The organism is Humibacter ginsengiterrae (genome assembly GCF_054780115.1).
Window position 1 is genome coordinate 1 of the sequence record NZ_BAAGWY010000005.1, and the last position, 15,517, is coordinate 15,517.

14 protein-coding genes, 1 rRNA gene and 1 pseudogene are annotated in these 15,517 nt (G+C 67.7%); 10 read left to right on the forward strand and 6 right to left on the reverse strand.

From position 1 onward, the window contains the following. The first annotated feature begins 4 nt into the window (after positions 1–4). The 7 genes from rrf (at position 5) to recN (ending at position 7,078) form a co-directional block, all read left to right on the forward strand. Positions 5–121 (forward strand): 5S ribosomal RNA (gene rrf / locus ACYVII_RS07695). 1,267 nt (positions 122–1,388) lie between these two features. After that, complete coding sequence (locus ACYVII_RS07700; protein ID WP_460533528.1) at positions 1,389–2,321, forward strand: hypothetical protein; 933 nt, start codon at positions 1,389–1,391, stop codon at positions 2,319–2,321. Continuing rightward, positions 2,311–3,342 carry an HAD-IIA family hydrolase gene (locus ACYVII_RS07705; RefSeq protein ID WP_460534029.1) on the forward strand — a complete coding sequence of 344 codons (1,032 nt, stop codon included), beginning with the start codon at positions 2,311–2,313 and terminating at the stop codon, positions 3,340–3,342. Before ACYVII_RS07700 ends, ACYVII_RS07705 begins: the two co-directional genes overlap by 11 nt. A gap of 48 nt (positions 3,343–3,390) precedes the next feature. After that, a complete protein-coding gene (locus ACYVII_RS07710; RefSeq protein WP_460533532.1) occupies positions 3,391–3,552 on the forward strand; it encodes a hypothetical protein in 162 nt (53 codons plus the stop codon). Between the two features lie 22 nt (positions 3,553–3,574). Then, on the forward strand, positions 3,575–4,444 hold the full coding sequence (locus tag ACYVII_RS07715) for a TlyA family RNA methyltransferase (RefSeq protein WP_460533535.1): 870 nt from the start codon (positions 3,575–3,577) through the stop codon (positions 4,442–4,444). A 2-nt stretch (positions 4,445–4,446) separates the two neighbouring features. Further along, positions 4,447–5,364: an NAD kinase gene (locus ACYVII_RS07720; protein WP_460534031.1), complete on the forward strand. Its 918-nt coding sequence runs from the start codon at positions 4,447–4,449 to the stop codon at positions 5,362–5,364. Then, complete coding sequence (gene recN, locus ACYVII_RS07725) at positions 5,357–7,078, forward strand: DNA repair protein RecN (RefSeq protein WP_460533538.1); 1,722 nt, start codon at positions 5,357–5,359, stop codon at positions 7,076–7,078. The genes ACYVII_RS07720 and recN overlap by 8 nt, the downstream gene beginning before the upstream one ends. 18 nt (positions 7,079–7,096) lie before the next feature. On the opposite strand, the gene ACYVII_RS07730 is transcribed toward recN, so the two are convergent. Next, positions 7,097–7,585 (reverse strand): SRPBCC family protein, encoded by a 489-nt coding sequence (locus tag ACYVII_RS07730; RefSeq protein WP_460533541.1) that lies wholly within the window; start codon positions 7,583–7,585, stop codon positions 7,097–7,099. A 27-nt stretch (positions 7,586–7,612) separates the two neighbouring features. Further along, positions 7,613–7,933 carry an ArsR/SmtB family transcription factor gene (locus ACYVII_RS07735; RefSeq protein ID WP_460533543.1) on the reverse strand — a complete coding sequence of 107 codons (321 nt, stop codon included), beginning with the start codon at positions 7,931–7,933 and terminating at the stop codon, positions 7,613–7,615. Positions 7,934–8,057: 124 nt separating this feature from the next. Between ACYVII_RS07735 and ACYVII_RS07740 the strand changes: the two genes are divergently transcribed. The 3 genes and pseudogenes from ACYVII_RS07740 (at position 8,058) to xerD (ending at position 11,318) form a co-directional block, all read left to right on the forward strand. After that, a complete protein-coding gene (locus ACYVII_RS07740) occupies positions 8,058–9,764 on the forward strand; it encodes a CTP synthase (protein ID WP_460534033.1) in 1,707 nt (568 codons plus the stop codon). Continuing rightward, positions 9,757–10,242, forward strand: a pseudogene (locus ACYVII_RS07745) (NUDIX domain-containing protein); the annotation flags it as partial. The gene ACYVII_RS07740 and the pseudogene ACYVII_RS07745, both read left to right, overlap by 8 nt. A gap of 158 nt (positions 10,243–10,400) precedes the next feature. After that, positions 10,401–11,318 carry a site-specific tyrosine recombinase XerD gene (xerD, locus tag ACYVII_RS07750; RefSeq protein WP_460534035.1) on the forward strand — a complete coding sequence of 306 codons (918 nt, stop codon included), beginning with the start codon at positions 10,401–10,403 and terminating at the stop codon, positions 11,316–11,318. A gap of 39 nt (positions 11,319–11,357) precedes the next feature. Here the strand turns inward: xerD and ACYVII_RS07755 are convergent, their stop codons facing one another. The 4 genes from ACYVII_RS07755 to ACYVII_RS07770 are packed head-to-tail and all read right to left on the reverse strand — an operon-like array spanning position 11,358 to position 15,493. Next, on the reverse strand, positions 11,358–12,380 hold the full coding sequence (locus ACYVII_RS07755; protein WP_460533546.1) for a LacI family DNA-binding transcriptional regulator: 1,023 nt from the start codon (positions 12,378–12,380) through the stop codon (positions 11,358–11,360). A gap of 40 nt (positions 12,381–12,420) precedes the next feature. Next, complete coding sequence (locus ACYVII_RS07760) at positions 12,421–13,611, reverse strand: family 1 glycosylhydrolase (protein ID WP_460533549.1); 1,191 nt, start codon at positions 13,609–13,611, stop codon at positions 12,421–12,423. A gap of 56 nt (positions 13,612–13,667) precedes the next feature. Next, positions 13,668–14,546 (reverse strand): carbohydrate ABC transporter permease, encoded by an 879-nt coding sequence (locus ACYVII_RS07765; protein ID WP_460533552.1) that lies wholly within the window; start codon positions 14,544–14,546, stop codon positions 13,668–13,670. After that, on the reverse strand, positions 14,543–15,493 hold the full coding sequence (locus ACYVII_RS07770; protein WP_460533554.1) for a carbohydrate ABC transporter permease: 951 nt from the start codon (positions 15,491–15,493) through the stop codon (positions 14,543–14,545). The genes ACYVII_RS07765 and ACYVII_RS07770 overlap by 4 nt, the downstream gene beginning before the upstream one ends. Positions 15,494–15,517: the final 24 nt, after the last annotated feature.

The window sequence follows — 15,517 nt, forward strand, 5'->3', positions numbered from 1 at the left end:
GTGTTACGGCGGCCATAGCGAGAGGGAAACGCCCGGAAACATTCCGAACCCGGAAGCTAAGACTCCCAGCGCCGATGGTACTGCAGGGGCGACCCTGTGGGAGAGTAGGACACCGCCGGACTCCTTTCAACGGAATGGCCACCCAACGAGGTGGCCATTCCGCATTTAACACACGAACAACACCACACGGCATCCGCGCCCACTATGCGACGGGAAGGATTGTGCACATGGCACGAGACGATCGAGGCGATCGAGGGGAAGATCGCGACGACTCCCGGCGGAGTACTGGCGGCGATGGTGACCGAAGAGGACCAAGGAACGGGAGTCCTGACGGCGGTCGGCCGGAGCAGCGCCCGTCGACGGGACGCGGCGGAGGGCGGGACGGACGATACGGACGTCCGCGTTCCGGTGACTCTGGGAGCTTTCGCCCGCAGCGCGGAGACGCGAACGGGGAACGGCGGAGTGGTCCGAACAGGGGTGCGGATAGCTCGCGGTCGCGGGTGGACCGGGCAGCGACGCCTCATTCGAACGATCGTGATCGTCGGTTCGGCGACCGGCGCCCTGGCGACGGACGCGGAGGCCAGGACAGCGGTCGGTTCGACCGTCCAGGCTCGGACGAACGCCGTCGCGGTGATCGCTGGTCCTCGGACCAGCGTCCTGGCGGTGATCGTTCGTCCTCGGGCGACCGTCGTGCTGGTGGGTACCGGCGCGCGAGTGGCGCCGACGAGTGGAATGAACGGCGTACCGACGGTTCGCCCCGGCGGGACGATCGGCGTACGGGCGGCACAGGCGCCCAGAATGATCGGCGGCCGAGTCGCGATGGTGGCCGCGACAACGGTCGACCGTATGGGGATCGTCGGACCGGGTCGGGTGACCGCGGGAATCGCGATGGCGGTCGCGATTATGGAGACCGCGGTCGGACCGGGTCGGGTGACCGCGGGAATCGCGATGGCGGTCGCGATTATGGAGACCGCGGTCGGACCGGGTCGGGTGACCGCGGGAATCGCGATGGCGGTCGCGATTATGGAGACCGCGGTCGGACCGGGTCGGGTGACCGCGGAAATGGCGGTCGCGGTCGCGATTACGGCGACCGCCGTCGCACTGCACCGGGTGACCGCGGGAACTCCGATGGTCGCCGCGACTACCGAGACCAAAGAGGCACCGATGGTGCAAGCGGGGGCGGCCAGCGCCGCTACAACGAGGGCCGCCCGGGCGCCGATCGTGGTGCCGGCGGTCAGCGGCGGGACCGAGGGGAGCGCGAAGGTGCCCGCGATTACGGGCGTGACAGCGACCGTCGTAACGCCCGTGGATATGGACATGACGGGGGTCGCGACCGCTTGCAGAAGGGTCCGTGGTCGGAGTCGCGGCGGGGAGACAACGATGCCCAGGTGGGCGAGCGCGGATTCGCGCCGCGGAGTGTGCGGCCGCGTCACAATGACCCCGAGCTGCCCGAATCGATCACATCGAAGGACCTCAACGGGGCGGCTCGGAACGAGCTGAAGACTCTCAGCAAGGAGAACGCCGAAGAAGTGGCCCGGCACCTTGCGATGGCCTCCCAGGTCATCGGCGAAGACCCGGAACTGGCGCATCGGCACGCGCTGGCCGCCGCGCGACGAGCCGGACGCATCGCGATCGTTCGCGAGACGCTTGCGATCACCGCGTACGAGACGGGAGACTTCGCCCTGGCACTGCGCGAGCTGCGCACCTATCGACGCATCTCCGGTAAGAACGACCAGCTGCCGCTCATCGTCGACAGCGAGCGGGGTATCGGCCGGCCGGATCGGGCCCTCGAGGAGGGACGTTCCGTTCCGCGTTCGGAACTCCCGAACGAGGTGCAGGTCGCGCTGGCCATCGCCATGTCCGGGGCGCGTCTCGACCTCGGGCAGACTGATGCCGCCCTGGCCGAGCTCGAGATCCCGCAGCTGGACCGTCGGCGCGCGTTCTCCTACAGTCCGACGCTCTTCGACGCGTACGCGACGGTGCTGGAAGACCTGGGCCGTAACGCTGAGTCCGAGGAATGGCGCAACCTCGCGGAACGCGCTCGGGAGGCGCTCGGGCAGAACGACGAGGACGTCATGGTCGTCGAAGACGAAGGCGGGGAAGCGATCGGCGACGGAGATGGCGGGGACGCCACCAGCGACGGGGTCGTCGAGGAGCTGCCTGGCGAAGGTGATGCCGGCGAAGGTGATGCCGGCGACGGGGATGCCGCCGACGGTGAGCCCAGCGATCAAGCGGGCGACGGAGCATCCGAGGCCGATACGGCGACGGATGACGATAGCGCGCGCGGCGAGGCATCCGGTGAGCGCGGCGATGGGGAGTGACGGCCGGCGTCGGCTGTTCCGCCGAGATGCGGAGCGGTCGCCGCTCGACGGGGTCGACGTCATCCTGGCCGATCTCGACGGGGTGCTGTACTCGGGCGCCGAGCCGATCCCGCATGCGGCCGAGGCACTGAGGCGCGCCCAGGACAAGGGCGTGCGGGTGGGATGCCTGACGAACAACGCCTCGCGCACCGACCGGTCCGTCGCCGATCACCTCAACCAACTCGGCTACGCGGTGCACACGGACGACATCATCACCTCGCCTCAGGCGGCTGTCATGATGCTGCACGATCTCATCCAGCCCGAGTCGACCGTGCTGGTGGTTGGGGGAGACGGGCTCGTGTCGGAACTCGACAAGGCCGGGTACCACGTCACGCGCTCGGCCGAGGACCGTCCGGCCGCCGTGGTGCAGGGGTTCGCGCCGGACGTGGGGTGGGCGCAGCTGGCGGAGGCGGCTTTCGCGCTGGCGGATGAATCCGTGCAGTGGGTCGCGACGAACACGGACTGGACGCTTCCACAGCCACGGGGAGTGGCTCCCGGAAACGGAACGCTCGTCTCCGCGGTGCACACCGCAGTCGGGCGGCTTCCGATCGTCGCCGGAAAGCCGGAGCGGGCGATGTACGACCTCGCGGTGCAGCGATTCGGCGCGAAGGCACCGCTGGCGATCGGCGACCGGCTCGACACGGACATCCTCGGGGCTAACCGGGCAGGCGTGCCGTCTCTGCTCGTGCTCACCGGCATCGACCGAGCGAAGCAAGTGCTGGCAGCCGGCCGGGACGAGCGACCGCAGTACCTGCTCTCCGATCTCCGCGAGCTCGACGAGCCGTATCCGGCGGTGAAGGTGTCCCGATCCGGCGATGCGGTCGAGGTGCGGAACGCATTCGTGCGCCTCCAAGGCAGCGCGGTACAGATCGTGCGCAGGGGCGATCGGGAGATCGACCTGCTTCGGGCGGCCAGTGCGCTCATCTGGAACTGCGGCCGGCCCATCTACGCGCTCGAGGTTCCCGAAGAGTTGTACACGTGAGCGGTGTCCGGGGCCCCAGGGCAATAGCCCTCGCGGTACCGTGGACTGATGCTTGACGAAATGGTGCACGAGGGAGACGACGGGCTCCTGTCCCGGCTGCGCCTCATCGAAGAGCGTCCGCTCGAGGAACGCGCGGACGCGTACACACGCATTCACACGGAGCTCGCCGAGGTGCTCGAGGGCCAGGACGACCACCGTCAGGATGCCTGAGGCCGCGCCGGGAGCCGACGGGGTGACCGAACCGGCTTCCGCGACCACGGGCTCTTCGGGCGACGGCTCGTCGGGCGCAAGGTCGGAGACGAGTGATCAGCGCCTCGATGCGGCCGTGACCGCTCGAGGACTGGCGCGGTCGCGCACCCACGCGGCTCGGCTCATCGCCGACGGGCGGGTCAGCGTGGATGGCAAGCCCGTGGTCAAGGCATCCGCCCGGGTACGCGAGGGCGGCGAGATCACCGTCGATGCGCCGGACCACTACGTCAGTCGTGCCGCGCACAAGCTCATCGCGGCGCTGGACGGATTCCACCTGGACGAGACGGTCGCGGATGCCACCGCGCTCGATGTCGGCGCATCCACAGGGGGCTTCACGCAGGTGCTGCTCGAACGCGGGGCGCGGCGGGTGATCGCTCTCGACGTGGGGCACGAACAGCTCGCGCCGTCCATCGCCTCGGACTCGAGGGTCACGGTCGCCGAGGGCGTCAACGTTCGGTATCTCGGCACGGCGGAGCTCGGCCAGCTCACCGGTGGCGAGGCGATCGGGATCGTTGTCGGCGACCTGTCGTTCATCTCGCTGACTCTGGTGCTGCCTCCGCTAGTGGGGGCGGTCGGGCGTGACGCAGAGTACGTGCTCCTCGTGAAGCCGCAGTTCGAGGTGGGCCGCACGGGCATCCGCGAGGGCATCGTGCGCGATCCCGCGCTGCGAGAGGATGCGGTCACGTCGGTCATGTGGGCGGCGTGGGACCTCGGGATGCCGACCGCCGGCATCCTTCCGTCCCCCATCGCGGGAAGCCACGGGAATCGTGAGTACCTCATCCGGCTCAGCACACGCGCGGGTCGGCATCCGACAGAATGGTTGAACGACATCGGCGCGATGGTGGGAGAGTGAGCGTGGGCGGACCCCGGCGGTACTTCCTCGTGGTTTCGCACACCGGTCGTGGGGACTCGATCCAAGCGGGCATCCAGGTGTGCCGGCAGCTCATCGCCGCCGGAGTCGTTCCGGTTCTCGGAGCGGATGAGCGCGCCGAGCTCGTGGACGCCGCATCCGATCTCGCATCGCTGGCGGTGCTCGGCGACGATGTGATGCCGGATCAACTCGAGCTCGTGATCGTGCTCGGGGGCGACGGAACGATCTTGCGCGCGGCGGAGACCGTGCGGGACTGCGACGTTCCGCTGCTGGGCGTGAACCTCGGACACGTCGGATTCCTCGCCGAGAGCGAGCGGGACGACCTGGAGCTCGCGGTGAGCCGCGCCGTCGCCAGGGACTACACCGTCGAGGAGCGCATGACATTGTTCGTGCGCGTGAAATCCGGCACCGAGGTCATCTACACCAGCTGGGCGCTCAACGAAGCGAGCATCGAGAAGGCCAGTCGCGAGCGCATGATCGAGGTCGTCGTCGAGGTCGACGGCCGGCCGCTGTCGAGCTTCGGATGCGACGGCGTTGTGATGTCCACCCCGACGGGGTCGACGGCGTACTCGTTCTCCGCCGGGGGTCCCGTCGTGTGGCCCACCCTCGATGCACTCCTGCTCGTGCCGCTGAGCGCGCATGCCCTGTTCTCGCGCCCGCTGGTCGTGGCCGCCGACTCTGTGCTCGCCGTCGAGTTGGTGCGTCGCACCGACACGCCGGCCGTGCTGTGGTGCGACGGCAGGCGGGCCTTCGACCTTCCGCCGGGCGCGCGGGTGATGGTCGCGCGATCCGACACCCCCGTGAAGCTGGCGCGGCTGCACACGGCGCCGTTCACCGACCGGCTGGTGCGCAAGTTCAACCTGCCGGTCACAGGCTGGCGAGGACCGAACGCCCGTGATTGAGGAGATCTCGATTCGCGACCTCGGGGTCATCGAGAGTGCCACGCTGCCGCTCGGGCCCGGGTTCACGGCGCTCACCGGCGAGACCGGCGCCGGCAAGACCATGGTCGTGACGGCGCTCGGGCTTTTGCTGGGTCAACGTGCCGACAGCGCCGTCGTTCGGTCAGGCAGCGCGCAGTTGTGGGTGGAAGGACGGTGGCTCGTCCCTGCTGACGGAGAGGTCGCCGAGCGGGTCAGGGATGCCGGTGGCGACCTCGACGACTCCGGTCAGGCATCCTATGGTGAGCTCGTGCTGAGCCGCTCCGTCGCGGCGGAGGGCCGCAGTCGCGCCGTGGTCGGCGGTCGCGGCGCGCCCGTCAGCGTTCTCGGCGAGCTCGCAGAGCAGCTCGTCGTCGTGCACGGTCAGTCGGACCAGATCAGGTTGCGGTCGGCGACGGCACAGCGTGAGGCGCTCGATAGGTTCGCCGGGGCGACCCTGACGGAAGCGCTCGACGCGTACCGTCAGGCGTTCCGGCGCTGGAGCGCGAATCGGGAGGAACTGGCCGAGCTCATCGACGAGCGGGATCGCCGCGCCCGCGAGGCCGACGACCTGCGGGTGGCGCTCAGCGAGATCGAGGCCGTGGCGCCAGAACCGGGCGAGGACGAGGCGCTCGCGGAGCAGGCGGAGCGGCTTACGAACCTGGAGTCGTTGCGCATAGCGGCGTCGGTCTCCCGGGAGGCACTGTCGGCGGAGGACTCCGACGGGCCGGACGTGCGGGGGCTCCTGGAGACGGCGCGCCGAGAGCTCGAGCGCGCCGGCGCGCACGACCCGGCACTCCAGGCGTTGGCGGACTCGATCGCGGGGCTCGGATTCCAGGTCGAGGATGCCGCAGCGCAGCTCTCCACCTACCTGGCGGCGCTCGACGCGGATGGCACGCGAGACTTGGAAGTGATCCAGGAGCGCCGTGCCGAACTGACCGCGCTCGTACGCAAGTACGGCCCCAGCCTCGACGAGGTGCTGGAGCGCGCCGCAAGCGGTGGAACGCGTCTGGCAGAGCTGGAAGGCGACGAGGAGCGCATCGAGCAGCTGACCACGCTCGTCACGGAGGACGAGGCGGAGGTCGACCGGCTGGCGGCATCCGTCTCACACCTCCGGTCGAAAGCGGCACACGAGCTCGCCGCACTCGTGACGGAAGAACTCGCGGCGCTGGCCATGGCGGATGCCGAGGTCGTCGTGGACGTGCAGTGGCGCGACGACTACACGCTCGCAGGCCGTGACGCCGTATCGATCCTGCTGCGACCGCACGCCGGCGCCGAGCCGCGACCGCTCGGCAAGGGCGCGTCCGGCGGGGAGCTCTCGCGGGTGATGCTGGCCATCGAGGTGGTGCTCGCCGGGAGCGATCCCGTGCCGACGTTCGTTTTCGACGAGATCGACGCGGGGGTCGGCGGGGCGTCCGCGATCGAGATCGGCCGACGACTGGCCAAGCTCGCAGAGACCGCTCAGGTGATCGTCGTCACGCACCTCGCGCAGGTTGCGGCGTTCGCGACCAACCACCTGACCGTGGTCAAGGCGGGGGACGGATCTGTGACGGCATCGAGCGTTCGGCAGCTGGACGGAGACGACCGCATCTCCGAGATGGCGCGCCTGCTTTCCGGGCTCACCGACTCGGAGAGCGGTCTCGCCCACGCACGGGAGCTCATCGAGCTCGCCAGGGATGGCGTAGGCGCCCGGTCGTAGACCGGGTGGGTATCACGATCAGCTCGTGACGTCCGCCGTCGCAGCCGATCCGAGCGCCGCACCAAGGGCATCCAGCTGATGCTCGATGCCTTGCGTTCTGTACTCCGGCTGGTCTTCGCCGTCGAGGTAGACGCCATGCTCGGTGAGCACCAGTTTCGTACCCGATCCCGATTGGTGGAACTCCACGGTGGTGAGGGACACCGAGATGCGTGTCTCACCTCGCAGCATGAAGTTCGTGTACACGATCCGCTCGTCGGGCACGATGTCGTCGTAGCGCGCGACGTAGGTGTAGACCGCGCCGTCCGGTGCGCCGCTGCGGCAGAATTCGCGGCCGTCGACTCGGAAGTCGAGCTCGTACTGGGTGCTCGAGGCATCCTCGTCAGCCTCGCCGAGGAACCAGGCGCGTTTGGCGCGCGCGTCAGTCCAGGCATGGAAGACCTTTTGCGGGTCTGCGGGGTAGGTGCGCTCCAGCACCATCGTGTCGTGAGTGACGTATCGTTCGGACATCTTTCGCTCCTTCGAATCGCTTTCTGATCATTCGTGCTCGTCGGCGAGGTAGTCGCCGAGCCGGTCGAGCCGGTCGTTCCAGGCGAGTCGCCTTTCGACGAACCACTTCTCCGCTCGGTCGAAGACGGCGCGGTCGAGGCTGCAGGTTCGCACTCGTCCGGTCTTGCGGCTGCGCACCAGCCCGCTGGCCTCCAGCACGGCGAGGTGCTGGAGGACGGCCGGCAGCGACATCGTCAGTGGACGGGCGAGTTCGCTGACCGCCTCGTCGCGAACAGCCAGCTGCTCGACGATGCTTCGACGGGTGGGATCGGCGAGCGCACGGAACACGTCGTCAATTTGGTTAAGCACATGCTTAACTAAGCATGCCAGGAGTCCCACGTCAAGCATCCTCTTGGCCCGGGCATCGAAGCCGGTGTGTCGTGCCCATGCGTCCGCTGCGGGCGCAGACGCGCTGATAAGATGAAAGCCCGTGGTGGAAAAAACTGACGCGGGCCCTTCAACTGATCACAGCAAGCCGAACGGCACTACCAAGCACATCTTCGTGACAGGTGGTGTCGTTTCTTCTTTGGGCAAGGGCCTCACGGCCGCCAGCCTCGGCAATCTGCTGACCTCCCGCGGACTGCGGGTCGTCATGCAGAAGCTGGACCCGTACCTCAACGTCGACCCAGGAACGATGAACCCGTTCCAGCACGGTGAGGTCTTCGTCACCGACGACGGCGCCGAGACCGATCTCGACATCGGCCACTACGAGCGGTTCCTCGACATCAATCTCAGCCAGGCCGCCAACGTCACCACCGGGCAGATCTACTCGCAGGTGATCGCCATGGAGCGCCGCGGCGAGTACCTCGGCGACACCGTGCAGGTCATCCCGCACATCACCGACGAGATCAAGCGCAGGATGCGGCTGCAGGCATCCGACGATCCCCAGCCCGACGTCATCATCACCGAGATCGGCGGGACGGTCGGCGACATCGAGTCGCAGCCGTTCATCGAGTCCGCCAGGCAGGTGCGCCACGAGCTCGGGCGCCAGAACTGCTTCTTCGTGCACGTGTCGCTCGTTCCGTACATGAACGCGTCGGGAGAGCAGAAGACCAAACCGACGCAGCACTCGGTGGCGGCGCTGCGGTCCATCGGAATTCAGCCGGACGCTCTCGTGCTGCGCAGTGACCGTCCGGTCTCCGAGGGCAACAAGAAGAAGATCGCGCTGATGTGCGACGTGGACGAGCGCGCCGTCGTGAACGCCGTCGACGTGCCGAGCATCTACGACATCCCGAACATGCTGCACGACCAGGGACTCGACGACTACATCGTCGACCAGCTCGGCCTCGCCGCCGAGCAGCCCGACCGGGAGAGTTGGGAGACCCTGCTCAAGGTGGTGCACGAGCCCAAGCACGAGGTGACCATCGGCCTCGTCGGCAAGTACGTCGACCTGCCGGATGCCTACCTTTCGGTCACCGAGGCGCTGCGGGCCGGCGGCTTCGCGAACCGGGCGAAGGTGAACCTGCGCTGGATCGCCAGCGACGGATGCCAGGAGCCGGAGGGCGCGGCTCGAGAGCTGGCCGATGTCGACGGGATCTGCGTGCCCGGCGGCTTCGGCATCCGCGGCATCGAGGGCAAGCTCGGCGCGCTGCGGTTCGCGCGCGAGAACGGAATCCCGGCGCTCGGGCTCTGCCTGGGCCTGCAGTGCATGGTGATCGAATACGCGAGGAACGAGGCCGGCCTCGACGGGGCATCCTCCAGCGAGTTCGACCCGGACACGCAGTTCCCGGTGATCGCGACGATGGCCGAGCAGGTGGAGATCATCGCGGGCGGCGACCTCGGCGGCACGATGCGGCTGGGCCTGTACCCCGCGAAACTGCAGGACGGGTCGATCGTGGCCGAGCTGTACGGCGCGGACGAGGCATCCGAGCGGCACCGTCACCGCTACGAGGTGAACAACCACTTCCGTGAGCAGATCGCCGCCGCTGGGCTCGCCTTCTCCGGCACATCGCCCGATGGCCACCTCGTGGAGTACGTCGAGCTGCCGCGCGAGACGCACCCGTTCTACGTGGGGACCCAGGCGCATCCGGAGCTGCGATCGCGGCCGAACAGGGCGCATCCGTTGTTCTGCGGCCTCATCGCCGCCGCTCTCATCCGCCAGGAGTCGACGCGTTTGTTCGAGGTGAAAGAGGATGCCTGAGGCCGCATACGACGATCTTGCGGACGAGCCGTACACCGGGCTGGTGACCGAATCCGACGTCGTGTACCGAGGTCGGGTCTGGGACGTGCGACGCGACACGGTCGATCTCGGCGGCTCCACCGTGGTGCGGGAGTACGTCGACCACACGGGTGCCGTCGCGGTTCTCGCGCTCGACGATGAGGACCGGGCGCTGCTGATCAGGCAGTACCGGCATCCGATCCGCTCGAAGGACTGGGAGTTGCCCGCCGGGCTGCTGGACATGACGGGAGAGCCTCCGCTCGATGCCGCCAAACGCGAACTGGCCGAAGAGGCCGACATGGTCGCCGACGAGTGGAATGTGCTCGTCGAGTTCGCGAGCACACCGGGCGGCAACAACGAGCTGATCCGCATCTACCTGGCCAGGGGGGTGCATCCCGCCGAGGAGGAGTTCGCCCGCGAGGAGGAAGAGGCCGACATCGAGGTGCGCTGGGTGCCGCTGGAGGAGGTCGTGCGCGGCGTGCTCGAACGGCGGCTGCGCAACGGGCCGCTCGCTCTCGCGTCACTCGCCGCAGTCGCCTCACGGACGAACGGATACGCCTCCCTCGGCGAGGCGGACGAGCCGCTGCGGCGGGGATCGTGGCTGAGCCGTCCGCTGGCATGACTCCGGAGGCCGCGGTCGGGGCGTACCTGCGGCACGTCGGAATCGAACGCGGGCTCTCGCGCAACACGGTCGCGGCGTACCGTCGCGACCTCGGGTCGTACGCCGAGTGGCTCACCGAGCGGGGCATCCACGACATGGGAGCGGTCGGCCCCCGTGCGGTAGACGACTACGCCCGGCACCTGGTGACCCGCGGAGAGACGGATGCGACGCAGCGGCTGGGTGCGGCATCCGTCGCCCGCATGCTCTCCACTGTGCGCGGTCTGCACCGCTTTCTCCTCGACGAGGGGGAGGTGCAGGAGGACGCCGCGCGCGACGTGCGGCCGCCCAAGCTGCCGTCTCGCTTGCCGAAGGCGTTGACCGTCGCGCAGGTGGAGTCGCTCCTGGCGGCGACGGACGGGGACGAGCCTTCGCGGATCCGCGACAAGGCGCTGCTGGAACTGCTGTATGCGACCGGCGCCCGGGTCTCCGAGGCCGTCGACCTCAACGTGGACGATGTGATCGAGCGCGATGTCATCCGGCTGACAGGCAAGGGCAGCAAGCAGCGGATCGTGCCACTCGGCCGCTACGCGCGACAGGCCGTTGACGAGTACCTGGTGCGGGTACGGCCGCTGTACTCGGTGCGCGGGCGCGCGACCCCCGCGTTGTTTCTCGGTGCGCGCGGCGCGCGGCTGAGCAGGCAGAGCGCGTGGCTCGTCATCCGTGCGGCGGCGGAGCGGGCCGAACTCACGGCCTCAGTTTCGCCGCACACGCTGCGACATTCGTTCGCGACGCACCTGCTTGAGGGCGGCGCCGACGTGCGCGTGGTGCAGGAGCTGCTGGGCCACTCGTCAGTGGCGACGACGCAGATCTACACGCTGGTCACGGCCGACACGCTGCGTGACATGTACACGACGGCGCATCCGCGGGCGCGGTAGGCGGATCTGCGTCGTGCGGGTCGGCCGAGCCGGTTGCCCTCACGACAGCTCCTGCGTCGATTCGCGCTGGATGATGGCGAACTCCGACGTGAATCCCTCGACGGGCGTCCGCAGCTCGGGCCCTTCATCGAGCCGACGCAGCAGGAATCGCACGGCGGATGCCGCCATGGCTGCGAGGTTCACCTTGACTGTGGTCAGCGTGGGCTGGTTGAATCGCGCCTCCTCGATGTCGTCGAAGCCGATCACATCGACATCCTCCGGAACCCGCAACCCGGCGTCCTGGAGAGCACGGATCGCACCGAGGGCGAGGGCATCGTTGAAGGCCACGACCCCGTCGAACGGTGTCTTCTGGAGTAGCGCCTCACGTACCGCCTTAGCGGCATTCTCTCGCTGCCAGAGCCCGGCATCGATCTCGAACGCCGGATCCGGTGCGATCCCGGCATCCGCGAGAGCACGACGGTAACCACGAAGCCGGAGATGCGCTGGTCCGGCCAGGTCGCCCGTTCGCCGCCCGAGGGCGAGGATGCGCCGGCGCCCGCGGGCGAGCAGGTGTTCCGTGGCAGCTCGGGCCCCCGACTCGTTCGGCATGGTGACGAAATCGGTCGACCATCCTGCGATGGGCTCTCCGAGGAGCACGACCGGCATCGTGACGGTTTCGGAGAGCTCGGCATTCCCTGCCGTCAGTGCGAGTGCGCTGAACAGGATGCCGTCGACGAGTCGCGCCCGTCGTCCGCGAAGCAGTTCGAGCTCTGCCTCTGGCTCTCCGCCCGACTGCTCGAGCACGACGAGAAGCTCGTGCTGGTCGGCTACCTCGATCACGGCTGCCGCCAGCTCAGAGAAGAACGGGTTCCGGATGTCTGGAACGATCAGGCTGATCGCTCCGACACGACCCGAACGCAGGCCGCGCGCCGCCAGGTTGGGCTTGTAGCCGAGCTCGGCGATCGCCGCGCGAACACGCTCGGCTGTGTCTTCGCTGAACTTGCCCTGCGCGCGGACGACGTTCGAGGCGGTCTTGATCGAGACTCCCGCCGCGCGAGCCACGTCGACCAGCGTCACGGTCATGCGTCACCCCTCCCGCCGAGGCTGCCAGTGTAATGGCCGGTCAGTCTGCCTCGCCGTTGGCGTGCGCTCGATACGCTTTCGCCACAGAGTTCCGCCGTCTCTGAAGACCGCCTTCGGTTTCCACGAGGTCGTAGAGACCCATCGCGAGACGATGTGCAAGCGGCGGTGCACTGGTGTGACGCCAGGTCCACTCGATCATGTCGAACAGCGGCCACCAGGTGTATCCGACGATCGATATGCCGCCGGAGCGGAGATCCTCGATCTCGTCGAGGGAATCGTTCAACCAGGTAATACGTTCGGTCTCCGAGCCCGTCACGCATGTCTCGCTGAGCAGCACGGGATGGCCGTACCTCTCCGCGTAGGCGGTCAGCACCTCACGGAGGCCCGCAACTCCGTCGTCGCGGGTCGGCCGCGGATCCGCGAACCCGCCTCGGTGGGAGACGCCCGCCTCGAAGACCTCGGTCGAGTGGCGCGGATAGTAGTTGACACCCATGATCTGCGGGGGAGCCGGATGCGCCGCGATCCGGTCCAGGCGTCGCAGTTCGATGCCGGACTTCAGAAGACCCTGGTGCAGTGGGTGTCCATCGACCACCAGGCCGTGCATGAGATCCTCGAAGAGGAACCGCTCGACGAGGAGACGCTCCACGTGCGGGGCATGCTCCATGGCCGTGACATCGCCCACGTACCGGAAGCCGGCATCGACGTGCACGATGTTCGCCGCTGCCCCTACCGCATCGCGGATGCCCGCCTGAGCGAGCTGCGACGCCTCCGCCAGCGCCACCACGATCCGGTTCAACCCGGACTGCCCTTCGAGATACGGCGGCCAGTAGGCATATTCGCCGGTGAACTGGGCATGGATCATCGGCTCGTTCACCGGTGTGTAGTCCGTGACGATGTTGGAGTAGCGCTGCGCCGTCCGGCTCGCGAATTCACCGAATCGAGCGGCGAAGTCGGGGTTCGCGAACTCGTCCTCGAGCCAAAGGGGTGTGCCGTAGTGCAGGAGGTCGACGACGGGACGAATCCCGAGCTCGGTCATCCGGCCCAGAACCCTGTCGGTCCACTCGAAGTCCCACGTGCCGGGTGCGGGGTTCACGCGATGCCAGGGAACACCCCACCGAAGGAACTCGGCGCCGACGCGGTTCACGAGATCCAGGTCATCGCGCCATCTCGTGTAGTGCTCCGTCAGCTCGTACTCGTCGATCGCGCGTTCGCCGGGACCGCTCTGAGGCACGAAGGTGTCCTCGATCCCGAGCCCGAAGCGAAGGCGCTCACCGGACCACCAGCCGCTCACTTGAGACCCGTCGCTGCGACGCTCGACACGAATCTGCGCTGCACGATCACGAACAAGGCGGTTAATGGCAACAACGCGATGAGCGAGCCGGCCATCATCACGCCGTACGGCACGATGCCGCTAGGCCCCGTGAGCAGGGTGAGGCCGGACGTGATGGTTGCCATGTCCGACTTCGTCGAGAAGACGAGTGGCCAGAGCAGATCGTTCCAGTTGTTCACGAAGACGAAGACCCCCAGTGTCATGAGCGCCGGCACGGCGTTCGGCAGGATGATGCTGCGATATATGCGCCACTCCGAAGCGCCGTCCATACGGGCGGCGTTGTCGAGATCGCGCGGAAGGGCGAGGAAGAACTGCCGCAGGAAGAAGATGCCGAAGGCATCTGCCGCACGCGGAACGATGAGCGCTGCGAACGTGTTGATCCAGCCGAGTCCGGCCACGATCTGGTAGAGCGGCACGAGTGTCGCCTGGAACGGGATCATCAGCGTCGCGACGATGAGCACGAGGAGAACCCGGTTGCCCGTGAAATCGATGCGGGCCAGCGCGTAGGCGGCCAGCGAATCGAAGATCAGTGCGCAGACGGTGACCCCGCCGGCGAAGACGAAGCTGTTGAGCACCAGCCTGCCGAACGGCAGATCATGGAAGATCGTCTCGAAGTTGGCTAGCGTCCAGTGCGCCGGTATCAGCGTGGGTGGGAAGGCGTTCACCTCCGAAACGGGTTTGAACGCCGTGAAAACGACGACGAGTACGGGCAGCAGGATGGCAAGTACGCCGATCGCGATGAGGATCCCGAGAACGGTTGTCCCGAGCGCCTTGCCCGTGGAGGCGCGCCTGATGCCCACACCTCGGCGCGCCGTGACGCTCTGTGTCGCGCTCATGCGGAGAGATCCTTCTCGCGCCGGGAGCCGAGCAGGAACTGCGCGAGGCTCAGCACCAGGGTTCCGATGAGCAGAACATAGGAGAGCGCCGAGGCCACGCCGAGGTCGAGCTTCTGGAATCCGGTCTGGTAGATCTCCGTGACGACCGTGTCGGTCGCGTGGTATGGGCCGCCCTGCGTCATCACATAGATCTGATCGAACGCCTGCAAGGCCGCGATGAGTGCGAAGATCACGACGAACGTCATCGTGTTGTTCAGAAGGGGCAGCGTTACCTTCATGAAGCGCCGGAACGGCCCCGCGCCGTCGACTCGAGCCGCCTCGTAGAGGCTCTCCGGGATGTCTTGGAGCCCGGCGAGGAAGATCACCATGTAGAAGCCGAAATTCTTCCAGACGGCTACCAGGACGACCGCGGGCATTGCCAGCGTGGGCGAGTTCAACACGTTGCCGATGTGGATCCCTATGCCTTGCAGCCAGTAGTTGAGAAGGCCGACCTGGGGGTCGAGAAGGTACTGCCACGCGAACGCCGAAACGGCGAGCGAAACAATGAAGGGGAAGAACAGCGCGGAGCGGAACAGGCCTCGAAGCGGGACCACCCGCGAGTTCATGAGCAGCGCGAGAAGCAGGGAGACGATGATCGCCGCCGGGACGAACAGCACGGCGTAGAGAGCCGTGTTGGTGAACGCCCTCAGGAATGTCGGATCGGTGAACACCTGCACGTAGTTGCCGAAGCCGACGAACGTCTCGCTGCCGAATCCGCTCGATTCGAAGAACGATGTGCGCAGAGCGGAAAGCATCGGCGTGACCACGAAGATCGCGAGGATCGCGCAGGCGGGCACGAGGAAGCAGATGGCCGCTATCCATCGGCGGGCAACGGTGGGGATGCGGCCGCGGCCACCGAGTTGCATCCGGGGCCGGTAGCGCCTCATTTGCTGGGTGTTGGTGCTCATCACACCTCCTCTCGTCGGAGTGGG